This window comes from Burkholderia orbicola (genome assembly GCF_900100915.1).
Taxonomy (GTDB): domain Bacteria; phylum Pseudomonadota; class Gammaproteobacteria; order Burkholderiales; family Burkholderiaceae; genus Burkholderia; species Burkholderia orbicola.
Genome location: NZ_FNKW01000001.1, coordinates 3,056,296 through 3,082,761 on the forward strand (window position 1 = coordinate 3,056,296; position 26,466 = coordinate 3,082,761).

The following is a 26,466-nucleotide window of genomic DNA, read 5'->3' on the forward strand; positions in this document are numbered from 1 at the left end:
AGGTTCCGAGCGGCCGCGCAGCGGGTTGCGTGCGGCCGGCGCCGCGCCGGCTGGCGGCCGCGGCGCGCACATCATAAAGCAAGCGGTGCGCTTGGCGCGATGTCCGGCGCGAGTATAATTCCGGCTTCTTTCCCGTTCCGGGCGCCGCCGGCTCCGTTGCTGTCCGGGCTGCCGCGTCGTCCCGCGTCGAATCATTCATGCGCCCCAGGCGTTCGAGTTACCGTTTATGACCCGTCCTGTCCGTACCCGCTTCGCGCCGAGTCCCACCGGCTTCATCCACCTCGGCAACATCCGCTCCGCACTCTATCCGTGGGCGTTCGCCCGCAAGATGAAAGGCACGTTCGTGCTGCGCATCGAGGATACCGACGTCGAGCGCTCGTCGCAGGAAGCGGTCGATGCGATCCTCGAGGGGATGCAGTGGCTCGGGCTGGATTTCGACGAAGGCCCGATCTACCAGATGCAGCGGATGGACCGCTATCGCGAAGTGCTCGCGCAGATGCTCGAGAAGGGTCTCGCATATCCGTGCTACATGTCGGCCGAGGAACTCGACGCGCTGCGCGAACGCCAGCGCGAAGCCGGCCTGAAGCCGCGCTACGACGGTACGTGGCGCCCGGAGCCGGGCAAGGTGCTGCCGGAGCCGCCGGCCGGCGTGAAGCCGGTGCTGCGCTTCCGCAATCCGCTGACGGGCACGGTCGTGTGGGACGATGCGGTGAAGGGGCGTGTCGAGATCTCGAACGAGGAGCTCGACGACCTCGTGATCGCGCGCCCGGACGGCACGCCGATCTACAACTTCTGCGTGGTGGTGGACGACATGGACATGGGCATCACGCACGTGATCCGCGGTGACGACCACGTGAACAACACGCCGCGCCAGATCAACATCCTGAACGCACTCGGCGGCGAGCCGCCCGTCTATGCGCACTTGCCGACCGTGCTGAACGAGCAGGGCGAGAAGATGAGCAAGCGACATGGCGCGATGAGCGTGATGGCGTACCGCGACGCGGGCTTCCTGCCGGAAGCCGTCGTCAACTATCTTGCGCGTCTCGGCTGGTCGCACGGCGACGCCGAGATCTTCTCGCGCGAGCAGTTCGTCGAATGGTTCGATCTCGAGCATCTCGGCAAGTCGCCCGCGCAGTACGACCACAGCAAGCTGAGCTGGCTGAACGCGCATTACATCAAGGAAGCCGACAACGCGCGCCTTGCCGAACTCGCGAAGCCGTTCCTCGACGCACTTGGCATCGATGACGCGGCGATCGCGACGGGCCCCGCGCTCGACGCGGTGGTCGGCTTGATGAAGGATCGTGCGACGACGGTCAAGGAGATCGCGGAAGGTGCGGCGATGTTCTATCGTGTGCCGGCGCCCGACGCCGACGCGCTCGCGCAGCACGTGACCGATGCAGTGCGTCCGGCGCTGGCCGATCTCGCCGCCGCGCTGAAGGCGGCCGACTGGACGAAGGAAGCGGTGTCCGCGGCGCTGAAGGCGACGCTCGCCACGCACAAGCTGAAGATGCCGCAGCTCGCGATGCCGGTGCGTCTGCTGGTGGCGGGCACGACGCATACGCCGTCGATCGACGCGGTGCTCGTGCTGTTCGGTCGCGACGTCGTGGTGACGCGCATCGAAGCCGCGCTGGCTTGACGTTCGTGCGCACGCGAAGCTGTCCGTGCATGAGGGTACGCGGCGGCTTCGCAAAAAATTTCGCACGAATCGTAAAAAGGGTATTTACAAGTTCGAAATCGGTCCATATAATCTCATTTCTGTTCTGCAAGGGGGTATAGCTCAGCTGGGAGAGCGCTTGCATGGCATGCAAGAGGTCAGCGGTTCGATCCCGCTTACCTCCACCAACAGAACAAGATGGATTGATTTGCGAAGCAGCGGTAGTAATAAATGCTTCACAAAATGATTCAAAGCAGTTAGAATTTCGGCCTTCGCTGTTGACCAGAAGTGAATAGCGAAAGTCAGACAAATCTGAAAAGATTATGTCCCCTTCGTCTAGAGGCCTAGGACATCACCCTTTCACGGTGAGTACAGGGGTTCGAATCCCCTAGGGGACGCCAGATTCAGCGGCGTTTCATAGAAGTGTCGCAAGGCTTGCAGGAACGTAACCGACGTCCTGCGGGTTGGGTAAGAAAGCTGGAGCGGTAGTTCAGTCGGTTAGAATACCGGCCTGTCACGCCGGGGGTCGCGGGTTCGAGTCCCGTCCGCTCCGCCAGAACGAAGCCCGTTCAAGACGTTTTTGAGCGGGCTTTTGTATTAAAGATGTAAGCAGTACGTTGTCCCCTTCGTCTAGAGGCCTAGGACATCACCCTTTCACGGTGAGTACAGGGGTTCGAATCCCCTAGGGGACGCCAGATTCAGCGGCGTTTCGTAGAAGTGTCGCAGCGTGTGCAGGAACGTGACGAGATCCTGCAGGCGATGGTGCAGAAAGCTGGAGCGGTAGTTCAGTTGGTTAGAATACCGGCCTGTCACGCCGGGGGTCGCGGGTTCGAGCCCCGTCCGCTCCGCCAGAACGAAGCCCGTTCAAAAGCGTTTTTGAACGGGCTTTCTCGTTAAAGATGTAAGCAGTACGTTGTCCCCTTCGTCTAGAGGCCTAGGACATCACCCTTTCACGGTGAGTACAGGGGTTCGAATCCCCTAGGGGACGCCAGATTTCGGCGTCGTTCGAACAAACGACGCGCCGGCAGGAAGTAACCGACGCCTGCCAGGCAAGCAGTAAGACTGGAGCGGTAGTTCAGTCGGTTAGAATACCGGCCTGTCACGCCGGGGGTCGCGGGTTCGAGTCCCGTCCGCTCCGCCAAACAAACAACAATGCCCGCCTTGTGCGGGCATTGTTGTTTGTGCGTTCGGTCGTTGTGCCCGCTTGCGGGCACGTGACTGCGGAGCGGAGGAAGCCGCCTGCGCGGCTTCCGGCGGGGCTCGAAGGGCTGCGCTTGCAAGCGCAGCCGCGGCCTGCGGGAGGTAGGCGAGTCCCGTCCGCTCCGCCAGAAAATGAGAAAGCCCGCGTCGTGCGGGCTTTTTCATTTGCGTCGTTTGTCGTGCCTTCCGCTCACACCCCACACCGCGTACCGCACCGAGCGCCACGCCCCTACGAGAAATTCGCGATTGCATCCGCACGCGACTGCGCTATCGTGGCGGGATGCGTTTCCGACTCCTGCGCGATGCTCGATCCGACCGACCTGCGACTCCTGTATCAGCTCCGGCCTGCGGAGCCCGGCGATTTTCCGTATGCCGAAGCGTTGACGCACGGCAATATGGGCGGCTACTACAAACGCCATGGGCTCGTCTGGCGCAGCGACCTGTTCTATGCGAGCTGGCGCGAATCCGAGAACTTCATCCTCGAGGCCGACGGCGAGCGCATCGGCGTGCTGCGCGTGACCGAGGAAGGCGATTCGCTGCATATCCGCGACGTGCAGATCGCGGCCGGGCATCGCGGGCAGGGCGCCGGCACCTATATGCTCGAGATGTCGCATCGCTGGGCACGTGCGCGCGGGCTGCACGAACTGCAGTTGCGCGTGTTCGTCGACAATCCTGCCGCGCGCTTGTACCTGCGCATGGGCTACCACGTCACCGGCCCGCGGCTCGCGCAACTCGGCTCGATTCGCCACATGGTGCGGCCGGTCTGAGGGACCGGCGCCCCGGAGCGCAATCAGCGCACCGCGTCGATCGGGCCGTCGTCGTCGTTCGGCGTTTCGCTGTCCGCGACACCGCCTTCCGGGCCTCGATGTTCGTAGCCACGGAGCATGAACGCGCGCGGGCTTTCGCCGAAGGCGCGGCGGAACATGGCCGAGAACGCGCTCTGGCTCTGGTAGCCGAGTTCGCGCGCGATATGCGACAGCGGGCGCCCCTGGTTCAGCAGCGGGATCGCCCGGGCGAGCAGCGCCTGCTGGCGCCACTGCGAAAAGCTCACGCCCAGTTCCTGCTTGAAAAGCCGCGATATCGTGCGCGTGCTCGCGCCGACCTCGCTCGCCCAGTGTTCGAGCGACTCCGCATGCGCGGGGTGCGCGAGTACCGATTCGCACAGCAGGCGCAGCCGTTTCTCGTCGGGCATCGGCACCGCGAGCGGTAGCGGCTCGGCCTGACTCAATTCGTCGAGCACAAGCCCGCACAGCAGGCGCTCGCGCGCGGTGCTCAGATCGCGTGCGTCGAGTGCGACGATCAGCTCGCGCAGCAGCCCCGTCACCTCGACGACGCGGCATGCATCGAGCCCGCCCGGCACGATCGACTCGTCGATATACAGCGTGCGCAAATAGGCCTCTTCGACGATCGTGACTTCGTGCGTCACGTGCGGCGGCACCCAGATCGCACGGGACGGCGGCACCATCCAGGTCGTGCCGGTCGTCGCGACGCGCAGCACGCCGCGCGACGCGTACGCGAGCTGCGCCCAGGCATGCGTGTGCAGCGGAATGCGGCGGCCGGCATCGACCTGCCGCGCGCGCACGCGCATCGGATGGACGGCGGTCGGCGCGAATTCCGGCGGGATGTCGATGACGTCGTACGGTTTCGATACGTCGGCTGGAGCGGGCGGATTCATGAACGGTTCGGGCAGCGCGGCGGCGATGCCGTTATTTTAGAAGGCGCAGCGCTTGCGCATGCGGCGGTTTTTCCGGCCATCATGCCGGGTTCAAATGAACTTTGTGTGGGCGCTGGCGAATCCGGGGGCGGCTGGCCGCTGCCGCGCGCCGACGGTTCGAACCATCGGGCCGGTATCGGGGTCTATCGATGCGTGCGCCATGTCGCGCCCATCGCGCGCCGAGCGCATGCAAACACGGCAACACACGAATCGAAGAGGAGAACCACGATGCGCCATGTATTCGTCTATGGCACCTTGAGAGCCGGACAGGCCAACGACATCGGCCATGCGGCCGCCCGCCACGGCATCGCCGCGCCGACGCTGCTGGGCGCGGCCGCGCTGCCCGGCGAACTGGTCGATTTCGGCACGTATCCGGGCATGGTCCCCGGGCCGGCCGGCAAGTCGCTGGTCTGGGGCGACGTCTACGAGGTCGACGAGCGGCTCGTGCCGGTGCTCGACGAGATCGAGCGCGTCTATCCGGGCGTTGACTCGCTGTTCAAGCCGGAAGAGGCGACGGTCGAACTCGGCGGCCGGCAATACGCCTGCCTGTATTATCCGGTCGCCGCGCACGCGGCAGCCGGGCGTCCGCGCATCGCGTCGGGCGACTGGGTCCAGCACCGGCGCGAGCAGGAAGCCGCCTGAGCGTGCGTGCCGGCGGCGGCGGGATTTGCCGCTGTCGAATCCAGAAGAAAAAGCGCCCCGCGGGGCGCTTTTTCATGCCATTGATCCGTCGTCGCACGCGACCGGCGGCACGACGTGGAGCCGGCCGACGATCGCAGCGGACAGCTCGTCAGATTTCCTCGTACAGCGGCAGCGTCAGGAATTCGGTGAAGCCTTCCGACGTCGACATCTGCTCGAAGATCGCCGCGGCGCGCTCGTACGGTTGCGTGTTGCCGCCGACCGCGCGCTTCACGTTGTCCAGTTCGATCTTCGCGAATTCGCGCACGAGTTCGGCCGTGACCTTGCGGCCGTCGTCGAGCACGCCCTTCGGCGAGCGGATCCATTGCCACACCTGCGAGCGGGAAATCTCGGCCGTCGCCGCATCTTCCATCAGGTTGTGGATCGGCACGCAGCCGTTGCCGTCGAGCCACGCGCCGAGATAGTGGATCCCGACGTTGATGTTGTTGCGCAGGCCGGCTTCGGTGATCGGCGCTTCCGGCTGGAAGTCGAGCAGGTTCCTGCCTTCGACCTGCACGTCGTCGCGCTGCTTCGCGATCTGGTTCGGCTGGTCGCCGAGTACCTTGACGAACTCTTCCATCGCGATCGGCACGAGGCCCGGGTGCGCGACCCAGCCGCCGTCGTAGCCGTCGGTCGCGTCGCGCTGCTTGTCCGAGCGCACGCCGCCCATCGCCTTGTCGTTCGCTTCCGGATCGTTCTTGATCGGAATCAGCGCGCTCATCCCGCCGATCGCCGGCGCGTTGCGCTTGTGACAGGTCTTCAGCAGCAGCAGCGCGTACGCACGCATGAACGGCACCGTCATCGTGATCTTCGAACGGTCGGCCAGGCAGAAGTCGCGGTCGTTCTTGAACTTCTTGATCGCCGAGAAGATGTAGTCCCAACGGCCGGCGTTCAGGCCCGAGCTGTGTTCGCGCAGTTCGTACAGGATCTCGTCCATCTCGAACGCGGCGAGGATCGTCTCGATCAGCACCGTCGCGCGGATCGTGCCGCGCGGCACGCCGACCGCTTCCTGCGCGGCGACGAAGATGTCGTTCCACAGGCGCGCCTCGAGATGGCTTTCCATCTTCGGCAGGTAGAAGTACGGGCCCGAGCCGCGCGCGAGCAGTTCCTTCGCGTTGTGGAACAGGAACAGCGCGAAATCGAAGATGCCGCCGGACACGCGCTGGCCGTCGACCGTCACGTGCTTCTCGTCGAGGTGCCAGCCGCGCGGACGCACGATCAGCGTCGCGACCTTGTCGTTCAGCCGGTACGACTTGCCGTTCTGCTCGAGCGAGATCGTGCGGCGCACCGCGTCCTTCAGGTTGATCTGGCCGTCGATCTGGTTCGTCCAGCTCGGCGCGTTCGAATCCTCGAAGTCCGTCATGTACGAATCGGCGCCCGAGTTCAGCGCGTTGATGATCATCTTGCGTTCGACGGGCCCCGTGATCTCGACCCGGCGGCATTGCAGGTCGGCCGGCAGCGGCGCGACCTTCCAGTCGCCTTCGCGGATTGCCTTCGTCTCGGCCAGGAAATCGGGGCGCTCGCCCGCGTCGAGGCGTTTCGTGCGCTCGACGCGCGCCTGCAGCAGCGCCTGGCGGCGCGATTCGAACGTGCGGTGCAGCGCCGCGACGAGTGCCAGCGCGTCGGGCGTCAGGATGGCTTCGTAACCCGGCTTGATTTCGCCGGTGATCGTCATGCCTTGCGGCAGCGTGATCGGGGTGCTCATGAGTCTCATCTCCTTGGTCGGTCAGTTGCGGTTTCGGTGAAGGGGGAAGGCGGCAGTTGCGAGCGTCATGCACCCGGGCCGGGGCGCGTGCGGTTTGCGGGTCTGCCGGACGGAGCCGGGGTGGGTGTGGCGAGGAAGGCGAGCAGGTCGGCCATGCCGGTGCCGGTGCCGTCGGGCGGCGCGCCGAGTTCCTCGGCGGGCGCGCCCGTGCGGTTGAGCCAGAACGTCGTGTAGCCGAACCAGGTGGCGCCGGCGACGTCCCACGCGTTCGACGACACGAACACGATGTCGCGCGGGTTCGCCCCGAACGCGGCGGTGCCGAGCGCGTAGGCGGCCGGGCTCGGTTTGTACGCGCGCACGGTGTCGGCCGACAGCACGCGATCGAATAGGCCGGACATGCCGGCGCTCTTGATCGCGATGTCGAGCATCTGCGGGGTGCCGTTCGACAGGATCGCGAGCGACGGGCGCGGGTCGAGCGCACGCAGCTTGCGCAACGCGGGCACCGTATCGGGATAGGTCGACAGGCACGCGTATTCGTCCATCAAGCGCTTCTCGGCCGCGCCGTTCAGCGCGAGCCCGAGCCGGCGCGCGGCGAACCGCAGCGCATCGAGCGTGATGTCCCGGAACGGGCGATAGTGCGCGCCGGCCGGATCGGCGAGCGTGCGCAACTGCGAGTATTCGATCTGCTTGCGTCGCCACAGCTGCGACAACCGTTCCCCGTGTCCGGGAAACATCTGCTCAGCCGCGGCCAGCACGGCACGCACGTCGAACAACGTGCCGAATGCGTCGAAGAGGATGGCGTCGGGAGAGGAGAGTGTCGTTGTGGCCGACATAGCCTTGCGCTCCAGTTTCAGAGGTCGGGTCGATTCTATTCGTGATCGAAGGTGCTAAAAAAGACGCTAAACATCACTTGATCTTTTACTTTCATATACCTAATCTGAGCGACTCACGTTATTTGAAAGGCGGCGATGCCGTCCTTTCGAGAGAGTCATGGACCGGTTCAAACAGATCGAAACGTTCGCCGCGGTCGCGGCGAAAGGCAGCCTGTCCGCGGCTGCGCATGCGGAAGGCGTCGCGCCGGCGATCATCGGCCGCCGCCTCGACGCGCTCGAGGAGCGGCTCGGCGTGAAGCTGCTGGTACGCACGACGCGCAAGCTCACGCTGACGTTCGAGGGTTCGGCCTTTCTCGAGGATTGCCAGCGCATCATCAACGACATGCAGAACGCGGAAGCGAGCGTGTCCGCCGGCGGCGTCAAGGCGAGCGGGCACCTGCGGATTTCCGCGCCGGCCGGCTTCGGGCGGCGGCACGTCGCGCCGCTCGTGCCCGAATTCAGCGGCGCGCATCCGGACGTGTCGGTCACGCTCGATCTGTCCGACCGGATGGTCGACCTCGTCAACGAGGGGTTCGATTGCGCGGTGCGGCTCGGCGAGCTGCCCGACTCGTCGCTCGTGTCGCTGAAACTCGGCGAGAACCGCCGCGTGTGCGTCGCGTCCCCCGCGTATCTCGCGCGGCGCGGCACGCCGGCCACGCTCGCGGAACTGGCGCGGCACAACTGCCTCGCGCTCGCGGCGAATGCGAACCAGCAGCGCGGCTGGTCGTTCCAGGAGGACGACAAGGTCGTGTCGATCCGCGTGAACGGCACGATGGAATGCTCGGACGGCGCGGTGCTGCACGAGTGGTGCCTCGCAGGCCATGGCCTTGCGTGGCGCTCGTGGTGGGAAGTCGGCGATGACATCGCGGCCGGCCGGCTCGTCAGCGTGCTCGACGCGTTCGCCGCGCCGCCGATCGGCATCCACGCGGTGTTTCCGCAACGCCGGCATCTGCCGCTGCGGGTGCGCCTGTTTCTCGATTACCTGAAGCACACGTACGAGCGGCCCGGCTATTGGGGCGAGTAGGCGACGCGCGCCCGCGTGTTTCCGATATGAGGGCGAACCCGCTGCCGATTCGGCCGGCGCGATTTCGCACACTACAATCGTAAGAGGCATGCGCGTCGTGTCGCGGCCGGCTCGACTGGAGCTGCGGCGCGCGGCGTGCGATTGACGAAGGAGGGCGCGATGTTCCGGCACATCCTCGTTCCAACCGACGGTTCCGAACTGTCGCAAAAGGCGATCGACGGCGCGATCGACCTGGCTCGTGCGGTCGGCGCGCGCGTGACGGCCTACGCGTGCCTGCCGCAGTACCCGTACTCGCCGTTTTCCGAAGTGATCATCGAGCCGCCCGCCGACTTCCGTGCGCGCAGCGAGCGCGAGGCGCGTGCGCATCTCGACGAGGTGGAGGCGGCCGCGAAGGCGGCCGGGGTCGCGTGCGACACGTGGACGAGCGTGCATCCGTCGCCGTATCTCGGCATCATCGAGGCGGCGGAGCGCGGCGGGTGCGACGTGATCTTCATGGCGTCCCACGGACGCCGCGGGCTCGGCAGCCTGTTGATCGGCAGCGAGACGCAGCGCGTGCTGACCCATACGAAAATTCCGGTGATCGTCTATCGGTAGGGCAGCGCTGGCCGTGGCCGGGCGGGCTGCGCCGCGGAAAAAGGGCGCGCCGGACGAAGCCGGCGTGCATCGTTGCTGGCGGCCCGCAGGCCGCGCGGCCGGTCGCGCGAAGGGACTCGCGCGCCTGCCGTCTCCTCCCTGATTGTTGTTCCGGTGGCCGATGCCGCGGCGTCGCGAGACGCGGCGGGGATCGGCATCACGCCTGGGCGTGTTACGCGACTTTCTTGCCGTCGAAGAACTGTTCGTCCTCGGTCGAGCCGTGCAGCGCGGTCGTCGATGCTTCGCGTTCGACCGTCTGCGTCACCGCGTCGAAGTAGCCGGTGCCGACCTCGCGTTGATGCTTGACTGCCGTGAAGCCCTTGTCGGCGGCCGCGAACTCGGCCTGCTGCAGTTCGACGAACGCGCTCATCTGCGTGCGGGCATAGCCGTGCGCGAGGTTGAACATCGAGTAGTTCAGCGCATGGAAGCCGGCCAGCGTGATGAACTGGAACTTGTAGCCCATCGCGCCCAGCTCCTTCTGGAACTTCGCGATCGTCGCGTCGTCGAGATTCTTCTTCCAGTTGAACGACGGCGAGCAGTTGTACGACAGCAGCTTGCCCGGGAACTGCTTGTGGATCGCTTCCGCGAACTTCTTCGCGTACTCGAGATCGGGCTTGCCGGTTTCGCACCAGATCAGGTCGGCGTACGGCGCGTACGCGAGGCCGCGCGAGACCGCCTGTTCGAGGCCCGGCTTCGTGCGGAAGAAGCCTTCCACCGTGCGCTCGCCCGTCAGGAACGGCCTGTCGTTGTCGTCGACGTCGGACGTGATCAGGTCGGCCGCTTCCGCGTCGGTGCGCGCAACCAGCACGGTCGGCGTGCCCATCACGTCAGCCGCGAGCCGCGCGGCCGACAGTTTCGCGACGGCTTCGCGCGTCGGCACGAGCACCTTGCCGCCCATGTGGCCGCACTTCTTCACCGATGCGAGCTGATCCTCGAAGTGAACGCCCGATGCACCGGCCTCGATCATCGCCTTCATCAGCTCGAACGCATTGAGCACGCCGCCGAAACCGGCTTCCGCATCGGCGACGATCGGCGCGAAGAAGTCGACGTAGCCTTCGTCGCCCGGGTTCTTGCCTTCCGACCACTGGATCTGGTCGGCGCGCGTCAGCGTGTTGTTGATGCGCTTCACGACGAGCGGCACCGAGTTAGCCGGGTACAGCGACTGGTCCGGGTACATTTCGCCCGCGACGTTCGCGTCGCCGGCGACTTGCCAGCCGGACAGGTAGATGGCCTTCAGGCCGGCCTTCACCTGCTGCATCGCCTGGTTGCCGGTCAGCGCGCCGAGTGCGTTGACGAACGGCTCGTTGTTGATGAGGCCCCACAGTTTTTCCGCGCCGCGCTTGGCCAGCGTGTGCTCGATCGGGATCGAGCCGCGCAGGCGGACCACGTCCTCAGCCAAGTAGCTGCGCTTGATGCCCTTCCAGCGCGGATCGGTTTCCCATTGCTGCTGCAGTTCCTGTGCCTGTTGCTGACGCGACATGATGAGCTCCTTGATGCGATGTATGCCTGCCGAATCTGACGGGGATGATGCTGTTCGCGAGGCGGGGAAGCGGTACGTTCCGTTTCGCGAGGTCTTGTATAAGAGTCTAGGCAAATCGGCGGGAGCGAAACAGGGGCTGGCTCGGGAGGCGTGGAATTTTTTAGTTGTTTTTAATCAATGACTTGATTGTTTGATTTCGGGATAAGAAACGCATTTTCCTATCCCGCAATCGTACGGGTTGTGCCGTGCAGCATGATTTTTACGACGCAAAAAAATTTTCCGCATCGTGAAATCGACGGCGAGGCGAAAAAAAACCGGCGCGGATGCGCCGGTTGGCTGGGATAGGCGGGTAGCCGATCCGCAGGGCGGCCGAGGGCCGCCCGTGTGTGCTTACGATGCCGAGTTGCTGCGGCGCGGGCCGCCGCTACGCTGGCCGTCGCGACGCGGGCCGCCGTCACGGCTGCCGCCCGGCTTGCCGCTCCAGCCGCCGCCATTGCCGCCGCCGTAGCTGCGGCCGTTGCCGTTGCCGCCATGACCGCCGCCCGGCTTGCCGCCGAAACGACGACCGCCGTTACCACCGCCCGGACGGCCGCGGCCACCGGTGCCGCCGTTACGCGGGGGCGACTTGCGCGGCTCGAAACCTTCGATCACGTTGACCGGCAGCGGCGAGCGCACGAAGCGCTCGATGCGCTTGAGCGCGCCTTGCTCGGCGTGGTGCACGAGGCTCACCGCGATACCCGAACGGCCCGCGCGGCCGGTACGACCGATACGGTGCACGTAGTCTTCCGCGAACTTCGGCAGGTCGTAGTTGAACACGTGCGTGATGCCCGGGATGTCGATGCCGCGTGCCGCGACGTCGGTGGCAACCAGCACGCGCACACGGCGCTCGCGCAGCGCACGGATCGTGCGGTTGCGCGCGCCCTGCGGCAGATCGCCGTGCAGCGCGGCCGATTCGAAGCCTGCGTCGGCGAGACGGCCGGCGAGCTGGTCGGCGTCGATCTTGGTCGCCGTGAAGATGATCGCCTGGTCGAGCGCGTCGTCGCGCAGCAGGTGATCGAGCAGGCGATCCTTGTGATCGCGGTCGTCGACGTAATGGACGGTCTGCGCGATGTTCGCGCGCGATTCGAGGCGCTGCTGGATCTCGATCCGTTCCGGATCCTTCAGCAGGCGGCTCGTCAGCGAACCGATCTTGCCGTCGAGCGTGGCCGAGAACAGCATCGTCTGGCGCGATTCCGGCGTGGCGGCGACGATCGTTTCGATGTCTTCGATGAAGCCCATGTCGAGCATGCGGTCGGCTTCGTCGAGCACGAGCATCTTCAGTTCGGACAGGTCGATACGGCCACGCTCGAGGTGATCGAGCAGCCGGCCCGGCGTGGCAACCAGGATTTCCGGGTTCTTCGCGAGCAGCATCAGCTGCTGGCCGTAGGCGACGCCGCCCAGGATGCTGACCGTGCGCAGGCGCTTCAGGTGCTTGCCGTACGTCGATGCGGCCGTCGTGACCTGCATCGCGAGTTCACGGGTCGGGGTCAGCACGAGCAGGCCCGGGCGCGCGACGGGTTGCGGGCGGCGCACGCGGCGGTCGCCCTGGTTCGGTTCACGCGGCGCGCGCGGTTGCTGCGCCTGCGTCTTCTGGAGCTGCGCGAAACGTTCGATCGCGGGCAGCATGAATGCGGCCGTCTTGCCCGAACCGGTCGGGCTCGACACCAGCAGGTCGCGGCCGGCGATGCCGGCCGGAATCGCGCGCTGCTGGACCGGCGTCGGCTTCACGTAGTCGGCGGCCTGCAGCGCGGAGACGATCTCCGGCGACAACCCGAGCGACGCGAAGCTCGGCTCGTCCGACGCCGGTTCGACCGCGGCCGGTGCGGCGGCGTCGTCGAGACCGAGCGCCTGGTCGGCGATCGCGTTGAGCGGGCTGGAGTTGATGCTCGAAGTCATAACAATCCTTGAAACACAGTGGGTGAAACGTCGGCGCCAATCGCGCATACCCAAGTCGTCGGATTCAGCGAGCAAATCGGGAAACGGGTGCAATCCGCCGAACCGTCGGCGGATGAGGCATTAGAAGCTGTTTTGGGTGCGGCGCGCTTCAGGAGCGGGGCCGCCAGCCTAGTTGACGACCGCAAGGGTCGAAGCAGGAGGGGACAGGTTCTAAACCGGATTGGAGCTTAACGCTACGAGGCGTCGGGCCGGAACGGCTTGCGAGCCGAGCGCGGGAGGTGACGCAGGCCGCATTATAAAGAAATTTGCTGCGCTGCGCCACTGATTTGATTGCCGATTGCGGAGGCGCCGATTCCGTCAGGACGCCGTGCCGTTTTTCAGCGATTCGACGAGTTCGATGTACTGCTGCTTCGCCGCATCCTGCGACGTACCCTTCAGCGCTTCCCAGGCATCGTACTTGTATTTGCCGACGATGTCGGTGAAGCCCGGCTTGTCGCCGTGCGCATCGCCGTCGGTCGCCTGCTTGAAGAGCGCGTACAGGCGCAGCAGGGTCAGGTTGCCCGGCCGTTCCGTCAGTTGCTTGACGTCGATCTGGGCCTGGTCGAATTGGGCGGTGAGTTCGCTCATCGGGTGTCTCCGTAAGGGTTTCAGATCGGCCGATCTTAACAAGCGGGCCGTCGCGCAGGGTCGAGCGATCCTTCCAAACCGCCGCCGGCGCCGCCCGCGCGCACAGATCGGGCCCGATCGCCCGTGGGAGCGGGGCGGCGCATTACAATGTCGGCCATGACGCAAACAGTGCTCCTCGCCATCGATACGTCGACCGAATACTGCTCGGTCGCGCTGCTGCGCTCGGCCTCGGCCGATGACGCCGTTTCCACCCCGCAAACCTGGGTCCGCCACGAACCGACGGGCGCCGTGTCGAGCACGCGCGTGCTGCCGGCGATCCAGGAACTCTTCGCCGAATCCGGGCTGACGCTCGCCGACTGCGACGCGATCGCATTCGGCGCGGGCCCCGGCTCGTTCACGGGCCTGCGTACCGCGACGGGCATCACCCAGGGCCTCGCGTTCGGGGCCGGGCTGCCGGTCGTGCCGATCGGCACGCTGCTCGCGTGCGCCGAGCACGCGCGGCTGCGCGCGCCCGGCACGACCCGCGTGCTCGCCGCGCTCGACGCGCGGATGGACGAAGCCTACTGGGCGGATTTCGAATGGGACGACGGCGCCGGTGACTGGCGTACGCTGCATCCGGCGTCGCTCGACGCGCCGGGCGCCGTCGGCGTACCCGATGCGCCGTTCACGCTCGCCGGCAATGCGGCCGCGGCGTTCGGCGCGCAGTTGCCGGCCGCTGCGCGGGCGGCCGCGATCGACGGCGAGGCGCTGCCGCATGCGCTGGCGGTCGCGCATGCCGCGCTGCGCGCGTTCCGCGCCGGGCGGGCGGTGCCGGCCGACCAGGCCGCGCCCGAATACGTGCGTGACAAGGTCGCGCAGACCACCGCCGAGCGCATCGCGGCACGGGCCGCGCAGACGGGCGGAGCGAAGGGATGACGGGTGTCCTGCTGAGCGACCGCTATCTGGCGCCGATGACGGACGCCGACCTCGACGAAGTCGTCGCGATCGAGCACGTCGCGTACGAATTCCCGTGGAGCCGCGGCAACTTCGAGGATTCGTTGCGCAACGGCTATCTGGGCGTGTGCCTGCGGCACGTGACGGGGTCGCTCGTCGGCTATTGCGTGCTGATGCCCGTGGTCGACGAGATGCATTTGCTGAATCTGTGCGTCGCGCCGGCCGCGCAGCATGCGGGCGCCGGCCTCGCGCTGCTGCGCGAGGCGGTGCGCATTTCTCGCGCGGAGGGGCTCGACGGCGTGCTGCTCGAAGTGCGGCCGTCCAATCCGCGCGCGATTCATCTGTACGAGCGCTTCGGTTTCGTGACGATCGGCCGGCGCAAGAACTACTATCCGGCGAAGCATCGCAGCCGGGAGGACGCGATCGTGATGCGTCTGACGCTGAACAAGGACGAGGGGGACGCGCATGGCGTGGGGTGAAGCGGCGCTCGAGGAACTGGGCCTCGCGCAGATCTGGGTGCGGCGCGGGCAGCGCGCGGACGAAGGCGCGGCAGCCGACGCGCCTGCCGTCGCGCAAACCGCGGCGCCCGACGACGGTACCGCCGTCGCCGCCGAGCGGCCGGTGCGTGCAGCGCATGCGCCGGCACAGGGCGACAGGCCGACGGCCGTCGCGCGTGGCACTGCCGATGGTTTGCCGCTTCGCGAGTCGCGGGCGCCGGCGCACGGTGTAGTCGACGGCGATCGCCCGTCCGCGCAGGCTGCATCGATCACATCGCCCGCATCGACCGATACGATGCCGCCGAAGGATGATGCGCCGCCGGCGGGAGACGACGATTTCGCCTGGTTCGACGCGGCGCCGCCGGGCGAATCCGTGCCCGTGCCGGCCGCCGAATCGCGCCCCGCCGGCACACCGGTCGCCGCGCTCGACTGGGATGCGCTGGCCGCGCGCGTGGCCGACTGCACGCTGTGCCGTCTGTGCGAGAAGCGGACCAACACCGTGTTCGGCGTCGGCGATCGCGAAGCGGACTGGATGCTGATCGGCGAAGCGCCGGGCGAGAACGAGGACAAGCAGGGCGAGCCGTTCGTCGGCCAGGCCGGCAAGCTGCTCGACAACATGCTGCAGTCGCTGGCGCTCAAGCGTGGCGACAACGTGTACATCGCGAACGTGATCAAGTGCCGGCCGCCCGGCAACCGCAACCCGGAGCCGGACGAGGTCGCGAGCTGCGAGCCGTATCTGCAGCGCCAGGTCGCGCTCGTGAAGCCGAAGCTGATCGTCGCGCTCGGCCGTTTTGCCGCACAGACGCTGCTGAAGACGGACGCAAGCATCGCGTCGCTGCGCGGCCGCGTGCATGCGTACGAGGGCGTGCCGGTGATCGTCACCTATCACCCGGCGTACCTGTTGCGCAGCCTGCAGGACAAGTCGAAGGCGTGGGCCGACCTGTGCCTCGCGCGCGACACGTTCAAGCGTGCGCAAGGCGCCGACACGAACGGCCCGGCCGGACCATGACGACCGGCGCGGCGGTCGCGTTCGTCGATACGCTGCATGACGCCGCGGTGCGCGATCTGGGCTGGCTGCTCGCCAGCCCGAGCCTGCTCACCGCGGTGCCGGGCGCGCCGCTCGCGCGCCCATGGCTGGATGCAACGGGCCAAGCGGCCGTCGAAGCGTGGCTCGCCGCGCTCGATGCGCAGCCCGGGCCGCTGCATCGCGCGCTCGACGGGTTTCGGCCGACCCGGCTCGGCCGCTACGCCGAATGCCTGCTCGAGTACTTTCTGACGCACGGGCCATCGCTGCGGCTCGTCGCGGCCAATCTGCCGCTGCGCAGCAATGGCCGCACGCTCGGCGAAGTCGATTTTCTCGTCGATACGCCGGACGGCCGACGCCTGCACTGGGAACTCGCGGTGAAGTGCTATCTGTGCGCGCCGGTCCGCGACGGCGCATCGCTCGCCGACTTCGTCGGCCCCAATCTCGTCGATCGGTTCGACCGCAAGCGCAGCCGGCTGCTCGACCACCAGTTGCGGCTCGGCGAACACGACGGCTTTGCCCGGCTCGGCTACGGCGCGCCGGCCGACGCGCAGATGTTCATCAAGGGCTGGCTGTTCCATCCGTACGGCGCGCCGGTGCCGCCGGTGTCAGTCGAAATCGCGCCGGATCATCCGCGCGGTTTCTGGCTGACGCACGGGCAGTGGCCGGCATGGGCGGCCGCGCAGCGTGACGGCGCGGCATGGAGCGTATTACCGAGACTGGCGTGGCTGGCACCGCGGCGTGCCATCGCCGGCGCGGGTGTCGAGCCCGAGCCGCTGGCGAGCGCACCGGAGTTGCCGGCCGTGCTGGCGACGCGCCAGACGCCCGACCTGATCGCGATCCATGAAAAGGGGGGCGACGGCACGTGGCGCGAGACGGCGCGCGGTTTCGTCGTGCCCGACGACTGGCCGGCGCGCGCGCAGGCGTTCGCGGCGCAGGATCACTGACGCCGCGTCAGCGGCCGCTCACCACCAGCGATGGAAGTGATGGACCGGACCGACGCCGTGACCGACGTCGAGGTGGCCGCTCGCGGCGATCGCGCCGGTCAGGTAGGTTTTTGCCTCGCGTACCGCGCTTTCGAGGTCGGGCTGCTGCGGCAGCAGCGCGGCGATTGCCGACGACAGCGTGCAGCCGGTGCCGTGCGTGTTGCTGACCGGCACGCGTGCGCCGTCGAGCCGCACGGTGCGGGTTGCCTCGACGAGCCAGTCGGGGCTCGCGGACGCGTCGGGCAGGTGGCCGCCCTTCATCAGCACGGCGCGCGCGCCCGTCTGCAGCAGCGCCGTGCCTTGCCGCACCATGTCGTCTTCGGTGGTGGCGGGCGCGTCGTTCAGCAGCGCGGCCGCTTCGGGCAGGTTCGGCGTGACGACCGTCGCGAGCGGCAGCAGCGTGTCGCGCAGCGCGTCGACGGCATCGGGCGCGAGCAGCGCGTGCGAACTCTTCGAGATCATCACCGTATCGAGCACCACGAAGCGCGGCGCGTAACGGCGCAGCGCGTCGGCCACCGCCTGCACGATCGCCGCGTTGGCGAGCATCCCGATCTTGACCGCGTCGATGCGGATATCGTCGAACACCGCGTCGAGCTGCGCGGTCACGAACGCGGCGTCCGGCGCATGCACGCCCGTCACGCCGCGCGTGTTCTGCGCAGTCAGCGCGGTGATCACGCTCGCGCCATACGCGCCGAGCGCCGAAAACGTCTTCAGGTCGGCCTGAATGCCTGCGCCGCCGCCCGAATCGGAGCCGGCGATCGTCAGGAGGTTGGGTATCGGGTGCGTCATGAGGGCAACGCGCCGGTGTGAGCACCGGCGCCGGCAGACGAAAACGGAAAGTGTAGCGTCAGTGCCGCGATTCGCCGATCAGCGCGACCGAGTCGAACTGACGCTGGTTCGCCTGGTGGCGGCGCATCACGAGCCACATCGTCAGGCAGACGAACGTGCCGAACAGCACGATCACGACGCCGACCGGTACGTCGAGCCACACGAGCACCGCATACAGGCACAGCATCACGAGCACCGACAGGTTCTCGTTGAAGTTCTGCACCGCGATCGAATGGCCGGCCGACAGCAGCACATGGCCGCGATGCTGCAGCAGCGCGTTCATCGGCACGACGAAATAGCCGGACAGCGCGCCGACGCCGATCAGGAAGATGTAGGCGACGATCAGGTAGAACGGCAGGCGCAGATGGCCGAAGTGCACGGCCCACTGCGCCGGGAACAGGTCGCGCGTGTAGAACGCCATCAGCATCACCGCGATGCCCATGATGATGCCGACGGGCAGCACGGTCAGCGACTTCTTCAGCGGAATCCGGGCGGCGGCGGCGATCGCGCCGCCCGCGACGCCGACCGCGACCACGGCCTGCAGGATCGCGCCTTCGGACAGCGACATGTTGAGCGACACCTCGGCCCACTTCAGCACGATGAACTGCAGCGTCGCGCCGGCCCCCCAGAACAGCGTCGTGACCGCCAGCGAGATTTGGCCGAGCTTGTCGCGCCAGAGCACCATGAAGCAGTCGGCGAAATCGGTGAGCAGCTTGACCGGGCCGCGCTCCTGCTTCGGGTAGCGGGCGCCCGTGTCGGGAATGCGCAGGTTGAACAGCGCGGCGACCACGTAGATCGCCATGATGATCGCCATCGCGGCCTCGGCGGGCGTGCCGATCCAGGCGGGGGTATGGGCGATCACGTGCGATGCGATGTGCGGGCTGATCAGCGCGCCCCCGAGCACGGTGCCGAGGATGATCGAGCTGACGGTCGTGCCCTCGATCCAGCCGTTCGCGGCGACCAGCCGGTCGGCCGGCAGCAGTTCGGTGAGAATCCCGTATTTGGCGGGCGAGTAGGCCGCCGCGCCGAAGCCGACGATCCCGTACGCGATCAGCGGGTGGGCGCCGAACAGCATGATCAGGCAGCCGACCACCTTGATCGAGTTGGTGATGAACATCACGCGGCCCTTCGGGCGCGAATCCGCGAACGCACCGACATACGCCGCCAACACCACATAGGACAACACGAAGAACAGCTTCAGCAGCGGTGTCATCCAGTTGGGGGCGTGGAGGTCTTTCAGCAGGGCGATGGCGGCGATGAGAAGCGCATTGTCGGCCAGCGACGAGAAAAACTGCGCGGCCATGATGGTGTAAAAACCTTTTTTCATCTGATGCGATGCTTTCGTCGCTGCGGCAGGGCCGCGTAGGCCGCCTGGTATGCGATCGGCTTATTCCGTTCGAAATGGGTTGTGCGCACGGCTTTATAACATGAAAATACGCGAATTCGGACTAGCAAGATTCCCCGATCGTTCCGCAAATTGTCGGCTTCGGTGCTCAAAAGGCGCGGTAAGCTGATGATTCGCAAGCGTCTTTACGTAAATTTCCCATGCCGCGCCCGATCTCCGCCACCATCCACACCGCCGCTCTCGCGAACAATCTCTCTGTCGTCCGCCGCTTTGCCGGCCCGTCCAAGGTCTGGGCGGTCGTCAAGGCCAACGCGTACGGCCACGGTCTCGCCCGCGCGTTTCCGGGCCTGCGCGGCACCGACGGCTTCGGCCTGCTCGACCTCGACGAGGCGGTGAAGCTGCGCGAGCTCGGCTGGGCCGGCCCGATCCTGCTGCTCGAAGGCTTCTTCCGCTCGACCGACATCGACGTGATCGACCGCTACAGCCTGACCACGACCGTCCACAACGACGAGCAGATGCGGATGCTGGAAACGGCGCGGCTGTCGAAACCCGTCAACGTGCAGCTCAAGATGAACAGCGGGATGAACCGGCTCGGTTACATGCCGGAAAAATACCGTGCCGCGTGGGAGCGTGCCCGCGCGTGCCCCGGCATCGGCCAGATCACGTTGATGACCCATTTTTCGGACGCGGACAACGAGCGCGGCGTCGCCGAGCAGCTCGCGACGTTCGAGCGCGGCGCGGAAAGCATCGCCGGCGCGCGCAGTCTCGCGAATTCGGCTGCCGTGCTGTGGCATCCGGATACGCACTTCGACTGGGTGCGGCCGGGGATCGTGCTGTATGGCGCGTCGCCGTCCGGGCTGTCGTCCGATATCGCGGACACGGGGTTGAAGCCCGCGATGACGCTCGCGTCCGAGCTGATCGCGGTGCAGACGATCGGGAAGGGCCAGGCGATCGGCTATGGTTCGACGTTTTCGGCGCAGGCGCCGATGCGGATCGGCGTCGTCGCGTGCGGCTATGCGGATGGCTATCCGCGCGTGGCGCCCGAAGGCACGCCCGTGATCGTCGACGGCATCCGTACGCGGATCGTCGGCCGCGTGTCGATGGACATGATCACCGTCGACCTGACGCCGTGCCCGCAGGCCGGCGTCGGCGCGCGTGTCGAGCTGTGGGGCAACGCGCTGCCGATCGACGACGTCGCGCGCCATTGCGGCACGATCGGCTACGAGCTGATGTGCGCGGTCGCGGCCCGCGTGCCGGTGCGAGCGGAATAAGGGCATCGCGCGTGGCCAAACAGAAAACCGTTTACGTCTGCAGCGAGTGCGGCGGACAGACCCCGAAGTGGCAGGGCCAGTGCCCGTCGTGCCAGGCCTGGAACACCCTCGTCGAATCGGTCGCCGAGTCGCCGGCCGCCCATCGGTTCCAGTCGCTCGCGAAGCGGGCGCCGGTGCAGCGGCTCGCCGACATCGAGGCCGCCGACGTGCCGCGCTTCTCCACCGGCATCGGCGAATTCGACCGCGTGCTGGGCGGCGGGCTGGTGCCCGGCGGTGTCGTGCTGATCGGCGGCGATCCGGGCATCGGCAAGTCGACGCTGCTGCTGCAGTCGCTCGCGGACATCGCGAGCGAGCGGCGTGCCCTCTATATCAGCGGCGAGGAATCGGCCGCGCAGATCGCGTTGCGCGCGCAACGGCTCGCGTTGCTCGACGGCGGCGCGCCGGCGGCCGAACTGAAGCTGCTCGCCGAGATCCAGCTCGAGAAGATCCAGGCCGCGATCGATACCGAGCGGCCGGACGTGGCCGTCATCGACTCGATCCAGACCGTCTATTCGGACGCGCTCACGTCGGCGCCGGGCTCGGTCGCGCAGGTGCGCGAATGCGCGGCGCAACTCACGCGCATCGCGAAACAGTCGGGCACCGCGATCATCATGGTCGGGCACGTGACGAAGGAGGGCAATCTGGCCGGCCCGCGCGTGCTCGAGCACATCGTCGATACCGTGCTGTACTTCGAAGGCGACACGCATTCGTCGTTCCGGCTCGTACGCGCGTTCAAGAACCGCTTCGGCGCGGTCAACGAGCTCGGCGTGTTCGCAATGACCGAGCGCGGGCTGCGCGGCGTAGCCAACCCGTCCGCGCTGTTCCTGTCGCAGCACGAGCAGGTCGTGCCCGGTTCGTGCGTGCTCGTCACGCAGGAAGGCACGCGCCCGCTGCTCGTCGAAATCCAGGCGCTCGTCGATACGGCGCACGTGCCGAACCCGCGCCGGCTAGCGGTCGGCCTCGAGCAGAACCGGCTCGCGATGCTGCTCGCGGTGCTGCACCGCCACGCGGGCATCGCGGCCTTCGACCAGGACGTGTTCCTCAATGCGGTGGGCGGCGTGAAGATCACCGAGCCGGCCGCCGACCTCGCGGTGCTGCTCGCGATTCACTCGTCGATGCGCAACAAGGCGCTGCCGAAAGGGCTGATCGTGTTCGGCGAGGTGGGACTGGCGGGCGAAATCCGGCCGTCCCCGCGCGGGCAGGAACGGCTGCGCGAAGCGGCGAAGCTCGGTTTCACGTCCGCGCTGATTCCGAAGGCGAATGCGCCGAAACAGCCGATCGAAGGGCTGAACGTGATGGCCGTCGAGCGGCTCGAGCAGGCGATCGACCGCGTGCGCGATCTCGAATGAGCGGGCCGGGCCCTGGCAGGGGCCGTAGCGGGCCGGGCGATCTGTCGCGTAATTCGCTGTAAAGAATATGTAGGCTGATGTAACCCGCCGGACATCGCTTTTCCCTATCCTTTGCCGGATTGTCGAACCGCGCAATGCGAAGGGAACCTATGTTGAAATCGTACGGGGAAGCGCCTGGCGGACGCCTTTACAACCTGCGCGGCTGCCGCGTGTCGGAGCCGATTCGCCAGCCGTGGGGCGGTGGATGCCGGATCGTCGAATGGATCGACGAAGAAGGGCGGCTGGCGCGCAAGGTCGTGTCCGAGGACGTGACGGAAGCCGAAGTCGCCGCTGCGATCCGCCGGCCGATCAAGGGGCGCCGGCACTTGATGGGCGATGACGAGCAGATGCCGCGCGACACGCTGCCGCGCCGCTGAGTGTGGATGCGGCTGGCCGACGCAGCCACGTCGAACGCAGCAATGACAACGAGGCCGGGCCAGGCGCCCGGCCTCGTCGTTTCCAGGGCCGGAGTGCGGCCGGGCGGATTCATGGGGCGTCGACGCCCGACGCCCCCAATGCGCTACGTCGCCGATGACGCGCTCATTGCCGACGGCCCGACGGCCGCCGTTCAGCTGATCTGCTCGAGTTCTTCCTGCACGGCGAGCCAGTCCGCCTCGACCGTTTCGAGCCGGGTCGTGACTTCGCCGAGCTTGCGGATCGCGTCGGTCAGTTCCGTCTTGCGCGCGGCTTCGTAGCTCGCCGGATCGGCGACGAACGCGTCGAGGCGCGCCTTCTCGGCGTGCAGTGCTTCCATTTCCTTCTCGAGCTTCGTGATGCGGTTCTGCAGCGGCTTCTTCAACTGGGACAGCCGTTGGCGTTCCTCGGCCGCCTGACGCTTCTGATCCTTGCGGTTGACGCCCGGATCGGCGCCCGCGGCTGCCGCGCTGTCGGCTTTCGCGGCCGCGCGCTGCTCGGCCGCGTGCTGCAGCAGCCAGTCGCGGTAGTCGTCGAGGTCGCCGTCGAACGGCTGCAGCCGGTGCTTCGCGACCAGCATGAACTGGTCGGTCGTCGCGCGCAGCAGGTGACGATCGTGCGACACGAGGATCAGCGTGCCTTCGAATTGCGCGAGCGCCATCGTCAGCGCGTGGCGCGTTTCGAGGTCGAGGTGGTTCGTCGGTTCGTCGAGCAGCAGCAGGTTCGGCTTCTGCCAGATGATCAGCGCGAGCGCGAGGCGGGCTTTTTCGCCGCCCGAGAACGGCCCGACCGGGCTGGTCGCCATGTCGCCCGAGAAATTGAAGCCGCCGAGGAAGTCGCGCAGTTCCTGCTCGCGCGTGTCGGGCGCAAGCCGTGCCAGATGCGCGAGCGGCGAATCGTCTTCGCGCAGCGTTTCGAGCTGGTGCTGCGCGAAATAGCCGATCGTCAGCCCCTTGCCGTCGCGCACGTGCCCCGACAGCGGCGCGAGCGTGCCGGCCAGCGTCTTGATCAGCGTCGACTTGCCCTGGCCGTTGGCGCCCAACAGGCCGATACGCTGGCCGTTCTGGATCGACAGCGCGACGCGCTCGACGATCGGGATGTCCGTTCCGTCGTCGGCGTGGTAGCCGCAGCGGACGTCTTCCATCACCATCATCGGATTCGGCGCGGCGTCGGGCGTGCGGAATTCGAACGTGAACGGCGACGCGATGTGCGCGGGCGCGATCAACTCCATCTTCTCGAGCGCCTTCATCCGGCTTTGCGCCTGCTTGGCCTTGGTCGCCTTGGCCTTGAAGCGGTCGACGAAGCTCTGCAGATGCTCGATCGTCTTCTGCTGCTTCTCGTACGCGCTTTGCTGCAGCGCCAGTTGCTGCGCGCGTAATACTTCGAACTGCGAGTAGTTGCCGCCGTAGCGCTTCACCTGGCGGTTTTCCAGATGCAGCGTGACGTTGCAGATCGAATCGAGGAATTCGCGGTCGTGCGAAATCACGACGAGCGTGCCGGGGTAGCGATGCAGCCAGTCTTCGAGCCAGACGATCGCGTCGAGGTCGAGGTGGTTCGTCGGTTCGTCGAGCAGCAGCAGGTCGGAGCGGCACATCAGCGCTTGCGCGAGGTTCAGGCGCATGCGCCAGCCGCCGGAGAAGCTCGCGACGGATTCGCGCGTTTGCGCGAGCGTGAAGCCCAGGCCGAGCAGCAGCGCTTCGGCGCGGGCCGGCGCGGTGTAGCCGTCGGCATCGGCGAATGCCGCGTGCGCGTCGGCTTCGGCGGCGCCGTCATGCGCGGCCGACGCGGCGGCGATGCGTGCCTCGATCTCGCGTAGCGCGGTATCGCCGTCGAGCGTGTAGTCGAGCGCCGAGCGGTCGACCGCGGGCGTTTCCTGCGACACGTGGGCGATCCGCCACGACGGCGGCATCGAGAAATCGCCTCCGTCGGAATGCAGCTCGCCGCGCAGGACGGAAAACAGCGTCGACTTGCCGGCGCCGTTCGCGCCGATCAGGCCGGCTTTCTCGCCGGGATTGAGCACGAACGAGGTCGACTCGAACAGCGGCTTGGTGCCGCGCGCAAGGCTGAACTGATTGAAACGGATCACGGCGGAAATGACTGGCCAAAACCGCTATTCTAGACCGCGCGCCGGTTGCGCCGGGCATCGGCCGTTCGGCGGATGCCGCAACGGCGCAATTTCGCCTAGACTCCACGTCGATCGGTTTCGTAAAAGGAGTGCCCGATGTCTACCCTGTATTCGTTCAGCGCAGAGACGCTCGCCGGTGCGCCGGTATCGCTCGACGCGTATCGCGGCAAGGTGCTGCTGATCGTCAATACCGCGAGCGAGTGCGGTTTCACGCCGCAGTACGCGGGTCTGCAGAAGCTGTACGACCAGTACGCGGCGCGTGGTTTCTTCGTGCTCGGCTTCCCGTGCAACCAGTTCGGCAAGCAGGAGCCGGGCGACGCCGCGCAGATCGGTGCATTCTGCGAGCGCAACTACGGCGTCACGTTTCCGATGTTCGCGAAGATCGACGTGAAGGGCGACCATGCGCATCCGCTGTATCGCTACCTGACCGACGAGGCGCCCGGCATTCTCGGCCTCAAGGCGATCAAGTGGAATTTCACGAAATTCCTGATCGACCGCGAAGGGCGCATCGTCAAGCGCTACGCGCCGTCCACCAAGCCCGATGAAATCGCAGCGGACATCGACAAGCTGCTGTGACGGCGATGCGCGGCGTGGGCCGCGCCGGTGCAGATCGTGCGTGTGCCGCCGTTACAGGATCGGGGCGAACAACCGCGCGACGTGCATCGCGATGCGCCGCCAGGCAGGTGAGTGCCGGTATTCGTCCGCATCCACCTCGTACGCCTGCGCGAAGTCGGCATCGAGCATCGTCTCGACTTCGCCGGCGAACGCGCGATCGACGGTCATGACCATGACCTCGAAATTGAGGCGGAACGAACGGTTATCGAGATTCGCGCTGCCGACCGCCGCCGCGATGCGGTCGATCAGCACGACCTTCTGGTGCAGGAAGCCGGGCCGGTAGCGGAACACCTTCACGCCCGCATCGACGAGGTCGCGCGCATAAAGCTTGGACGCCTCGAACACGACGTAGTGATCGCGCCGGCTCGGAATCAGGATGCGTACGTCGACGCCGCGCATCACGGCGAGTTTTAGCGCGGAGACCACGGCTTCGTCGGGAACGAGGTACGGCGTGGTGATCCAGACCCGCTCGCGGGCGGCGTTGATCGATTCGACGAAGAACAGCGAGCCGGTTTCCTGCTTGTCGGCCGGCCCCATCGGCACCGCGAGGCAATGCATGCCGTCGCCGGGCTGCGCGGGCGGCGGCAGCGCGATGGGCGGCAGTTTCTGCGTCGCCCAGTGCCAGTCTTCGGCGAACACGTACTGGATGCTCGCCACCACGGGGCCGCGGATCTCGATGTGGGTGTCGCGCCATGGCGACAGGCGCGGCTTCGCGCCGAGATATTCGACACCGACGTTGTGGCCGCCGACGAACGCGCGATTGCCGTCGACGACGACGATCTTGCGATGGTTGCGGAAGTTCAGCTGGAAGCGGTTGACGAATTTCCGGTTGGTCGCGAACGGATGGACTTCCACACCGCCCCGGCGCAATGCGTCGACGTAGCTGTGCGGCAGGTCGAAGCTGCCGATGCTGTCGTACAGCAGGCAGCAGCGTACGCCGGCGGCCGCGCGCGCGAGCAGCGAGTCGCGCAGCATCCGGCCGAGCGCATCGTCGCGCACGATGAAGAACTGGACGAGCACGTAGTCGCGTGCGGCGTCGATCGCCGACAGGATGGCGGAGAACGTCGCGTCGCCGTTGACCAGCGTGCGTACCGAATTGCCGCCGAGGAACGGCATGCCGCCGAGCCGCGTGAGCGCGAGCACGGCAGCCTGCCCCAGCGCGTCGGCGGCCGGCCCGTCGGTCGCATCGGTCGCGCGCCACGGCGCACGCGGTGTGTGTGTGCGCAACATTTCCAGCTCGTGGCGCCGGGCGTCGACGTAGCCGGAGAATTTGCTGCGGCCGAGGAACAGGTATGGAACGAGCGTCAGGTACGGCATGGCCGTGAGCGAGACGGCCCACGCGATCGCGCCTTGCGACGTGCGCGTGTTCATGATCGCGTGGCACGCCGCAACGATCCCGAGCACATGGATGGTCAGGATCAGGGTGCCGAGATGTAGCCAGTCGAGGGTCATGGGCGCGTAAAGGACTCCCGAGCGGAC

At 67.0% G+C, this 26,466-nt stretch carries 23 protein-coding genes and 7 tRNA genes; 20 read left to right on the plus strand and 10 right to left on the minus strand.

Annotated features, from left to right (window positions below; translation table 11 throughout):
• Nucleotides 1-226 precede the first annotated feature (226 nt).
• The 9 genes from gltX (at nt 227) to BLS50_RS14655 (ending at nt 3,621) form a co-directional block, all read left to right on the plus strand.
• Nucleotides 227-1,636 (plus strand): glutamate--tRNA ligase, encoded by a 1,410-nt coding sequence (gene gltX, locus BLS50_RS14615; protein ID WP_011694315.1) that lies wholly within the window; start codon nt 227-229, stop codon nt 1,634-1,636.
• A gap of 130 nt (nt 1,637-1,766) precedes the next feature.
• Nucleotides 1,767-1,842, plus strand: a tRNA-Ala gene (locus BLS50_RS14620).
• Between the two features lie 137 nt (nt 1,843-1,979).
• Nucleotides 1,980-2,055, plus strand: a tRNA-Glu gene (locus BLS50_RS14625).
• Between the two features lie 78 nt (nt 2,056-2,133).
• Nucleotides 2,134-2,210 (plus strand) — tRNA-Asp (locus tag BLS50_RS14630).
• Nucleotides 2,211-2,273: 63 nt separating this feature from the next.
• Nucleotides 2,274-2,349: transfer RNA gene (locus BLS50_RS14635), tRNA-Glu, on the plus strand.
• 79 nt (nt 2,350-2,428) lie between these two features.
• A tRNA-Asp gene (locus BLS50_RS14640) sits at nt 2,429-2,505 on the plus strand.
• 64 nt (nt 2,506-2,569) lie between these two features.
• Nucleotides 2,570-2,645 (plus strand) — tRNA-Glu (locus tag BLS50_RS14645).
• A 73-nt stretch (nt 2,646-2,718) separates the two neighbouring features.
• A tRNA-Asp gene (locus tag BLS50_RS14650) sits at nt 2,719-2,795 on the plus strand.
• A 361-nt stretch (nt 2,796-3,156) separates the two neighbouring features.
• Nucleotides 3,157-3,621, plus strand: coding sequence for a GNAT family N-acetyltransferase (locus BLS50_RS14655; protein ID WP_011549510.1), 465 nt, complete (start codon nt 3,157-3,159; stop codon nt 3,619-3,621).
• Between the two features lie 23 nt (nt 3,622-3,644).
• Here the strand turns inward: BLS50_RS14655 and BLS50_RS14660 are convergent, their stop codons facing one another.
• Nucleotides 3,645-4,529 (minus strand): AraC family transcriptional regulator, encoded by an 885-nt coding sequence (locus BLS50_RS14660; protein WP_074802500.1) that lies wholly within the window; start codon nt 4,527-4,529, stop codon nt 3,645-3,647.
• A 267-nt stretch (nt 4,530-4,796) separates the two neighbouring features.
• Between BLS50_RS14660 and BLS50_RS14665 the strand changes: the two genes are divergently transcribed.
• Nucleotides 4,797-5,210, plus strand: coding sequence for a gamma-glutamylcyclotransferase family protein (locus BLS50_RS14665; RefSeq protein ID WP_074802501.1), 414 nt, complete (start codon nt 4,797-4,799; stop codon nt 5,208-5,210).
• 148 nt (nt 5,211-5,358) lie between these two features.
• Here the strand turns inward: BLS50_RS14665 and aceB are convergent, their stop codons facing one another.
• Complete coding sequence (aceB, locus tag BLS50_RS14670; RefSeq protein ID WP_027812537.1) at nt 5,359-6,951, minus strand: malate synthase A; 1,593 nt, start codon at nt 6,949-6,951, stop codon at nt 5,359-5,361.
• A gap of 65 nt (nt 6,952-7,016) precedes the next feature.
• Entirely contained in the window at nt 7,017-7,784 is a 768-nt protein-coding gene (locus BLS50_RS14675; RefSeq protein ID WP_074802502.1) for a haloacid dehalogenase type II, read from the minus strand.
• A gap of 157 nt (nt 7,785-7,941) precedes the next feature.
• On the opposite strand from BLS50_RS14675, the gene BLS50_RS14680 reads away from it, so the two are divergent.
• Both BLS50_RS14680 and BLS50_RS14685 read left to right on the plus strand, forming a co-directional pair.
• Nucleotides 7,942-8,847, plus strand: a complete 906-nt coding sequence (locus tag BLS50_RS14680; RefSeq protein WP_012328777.1) for a LysR family transcriptional regulator — start codon at nt 7,942-7,944, stop codon at nt 8,845-8,847.
• Nucleotides 8,848-9,006: 159 nt separating this feature from the next.
• A complete protein-coding gene (locus tag BLS50_RS14685) occupies nt 9,007-9,441 on the plus strand; it encodes a universal stress protein (RefSeq protein WP_011549516.1) in 435 nt (144 codons plus the stop codon).
• A gap of 211 nt (nt 9,442-9,652) precedes the next feature.
• On the opposite strand, the gene aceA is transcribed toward BLS50_RS14685, so the two are convergent.
• From aceA to BLS50_RS14700, 3 genes are all read right to left on the minus strand, one after another.
• Nucleotides 9,653-10,960: an isocitrate lyase gene (aceA, locus tag BLS50_RS14690; protein ID WP_074802503.1), complete on the minus strand. Its 1,308-nt coding sequence runs from the start codon at nt 10,958-10,960 to the stop codon at nt 9,653-9,655.
• 390 nt (nt 10,961-11,350) lie between these two features.
• Entirely contained in the window at nt 11,351-12,895 is a 1,545-nt protein-coding gene (locus BLS50_RS14695; RefSeq protein WP_074802504.1) for a DEAD/DEAH box helicase, read from the minus strand.
• 357 nt (nt 12,896-13,252) lie between these two features.
• Nucleotides 13,253-13,522 (minus strand): acyl-CoA-binding protein, encoded by a 270-nt coding sequence (locus BLS50_RS14700; RefSeq protein ID WP_006478462.1) that lies wholly within the window; start codon nt 13,520-13,522, stop codon nt 13,253-13,255.
• A gap of 147 nt (nt 13,523-13,669) precedes the next feature.
• On the opposite strand from BLS50_RS14700, the gene tsaB reads away from it, so the two are divergent.
• Genes tsaB through BLS50_RS14720 form a run of 4 tightly spaced genes read left to right on the plus strand, consistent with a single transcriptional unit; the run spans nt 13,670 to nt 16,923 of the window.
• The gene (tsaB, locus tag BLS50_RS14705) at nt 13,670-14,437 is read left to right on the plus strand and encodes a tRNA (adenosine(37)-N6)-threonylcarbamoyltransferase complex dimerization subunit type 1 TsaB (protein ID WP_074802505.1); all 768 of its coding nucleotides are present in this window, start codon (nt 13,670-13,672) and stop codon (nt 14,435-14,437) included.
• A complete protein-coding gene (rimI, locus tag BLS50_RS14710) occupies nt 14,434-14,934 on the plus strand; it encodes a ribosomal protein S18-alanine N-acetyltransferase (RefSeq protein ID WP_006478464.1) in 501 nt (166 codons plus the stop codon). The genes tsaB and rimI overlap by 4 nt, the downstream gene beginning before the upstream one ends.
• The gene (locus BLS50_RS14715) at nt 14,921-15,961 is read left to right on the plus strand and encodes a uracil-DNA glycosylase (protein ID WP_074802506.1); all 1,041 of its coding nucleotides are present in this window, start codon (nt 14,921-14,923) and stop codon (nt 15,959-15,961) included. Before rimI ends, BLS50_RS14715 begins: the two co-directional genes overlap by 14 nt.
• Nucleotides 15,958-16,923, plus strand: a complete 966-nt coding sequence (locus tag BLS50_RS14720; protein ID WP_074802507.1) for a DUF1853 family protein — start codon at nt 15,958-15,960, stop codon at nt 16,921-16,923. The genes BLS50_RS14715 and BLS50_RS14720 overlap by 4 nt, the downstream gene beginning before the upstream one ends.
• An 18-nt stretch (nt 16,924-16,941) precedes the next feature.
• On the opposite strand, the gene thiD is transcribed toward BLS50_RS14720, so the two are convergent.
• Both thiD and lplT read right to left on the minus strand, forming a co-directional pair.
• A complete protein-coding gene (thiD, locus tag BLS50_RS14725; RefSeq protein ID WP_074802508.1) occupies nt 16,942-17,751 on the minus strand; it encodes a bifunctional hydroxymethylpyrimidine kinase/phosphomethylpyrimidine kinase in 810 nt (269 codons plus the stop codon).
• A 58-nt stretch (nt 17,752-17,809) separates the two neighbouring features.
• Nucleotides 17,810-19,117 (minus strand): lysophospholipid transporter LplT, encoded by a 1,308-nt coding sequence (lplT, locus tag BLS50_RS14730; RefSeq protein WP_011549523.1) that lies wholly within the window; start codon nt 19,115-19,117, stop codon nt 17,810-17,812.
• Nucleotides 19,118-19,335: 218 nt separating this feature from the next.
• Between lplT and alr the strand changes: the two genes are divergently transcribed.
• The 3 genes from alr to BLS50_RS14745 all read left to right on the plus strand — a co-directional run bounded on the left by alr (nt 19,336) and on the right by BLS50_RS14745 (nt 22,210).
• Nucleotides 19,336-20,406 (plus strand): alanine racemase, encoded by a 1,071-nt coding sequence (gene alr / locus BLS50_RS14735; RefSeq protein WP_074802509.1) that lies wholly within the window; start codon nt 19,336-19,338, stop codon nt 20,404-20,406.
• Between the two features lie 11 nt (nt 20,407-20,417).
• Complete coding sequence (gene radA / locus BLS50_RS14740) at nt 20,418-21,794, plus strand: DNA repair protein RadA (protein ID WP_006488230.1); 1,377 nt, start codon at nt 20,418-20,420, stop codon at nt 21,792-21,794.
• Nucleotides 21,795-21,943: 149 nt separating this feature from the next.
• Nucleotides 21,944-22,210: a DUF2866 domain-containing protein gene (locus BLS50_RS14745; RefSeq protein ID WP_006488228.1), complete on the plus strand. Its 267-nt coding sequence runs from the start codon at nt 21,944-21,946 to the stop codon at nt 22,208-22,210.
• 191 nt (nt 22,211-22,401) lie between these two features.
• Here BLS50_RS14745 and BLS50_RS14750 read toward each other — a convergent pair whose 3' ends face one another.
• Nucleotides 22,402-24,333, minus strand: a complete 1,932-nt coding sequence (locus BLS50_RS14750; RefSeq protein WP_074802510.1) for an ATP-binding cassette domain-containing protein — start codon at nt 24,331-24,333, stop codon at nt 22,402-22,404.
• 135 nt (nt 24,334-24,468) lie between these two features.
• On the opposite strand from BLS50_RS14750, the gene BLS50_RS14755 reads away from it, so the two are divergent.
• A complete protein-coding gene (locus BLS50_RS14755; protein ID WP_011549528.1) occupies nt 24,469-24,948 on the plus strand; it encodes a glutathione peroxidase in 480 nt (159 codons plus the stop codon).
• A gap of 51 nt (nt 24,949-24,999) precedes the next feature.
• Here the strand turns inward: BLS50_RS14755 and cls are convergent, their stop codons facing one another.
• Complete coding sequence (gene cls / locus BLS50_RS14760; protein WP_054927934.1) at nt 25,000-26,439, minus strand: cardiolipin synthase; 1,440 nt, start codon at nt 26,437-26,439, stop codon at nt 25,000-25,002.
• Nucleotides 26,440-26,466: the final 27 nt, after the last annotated feature.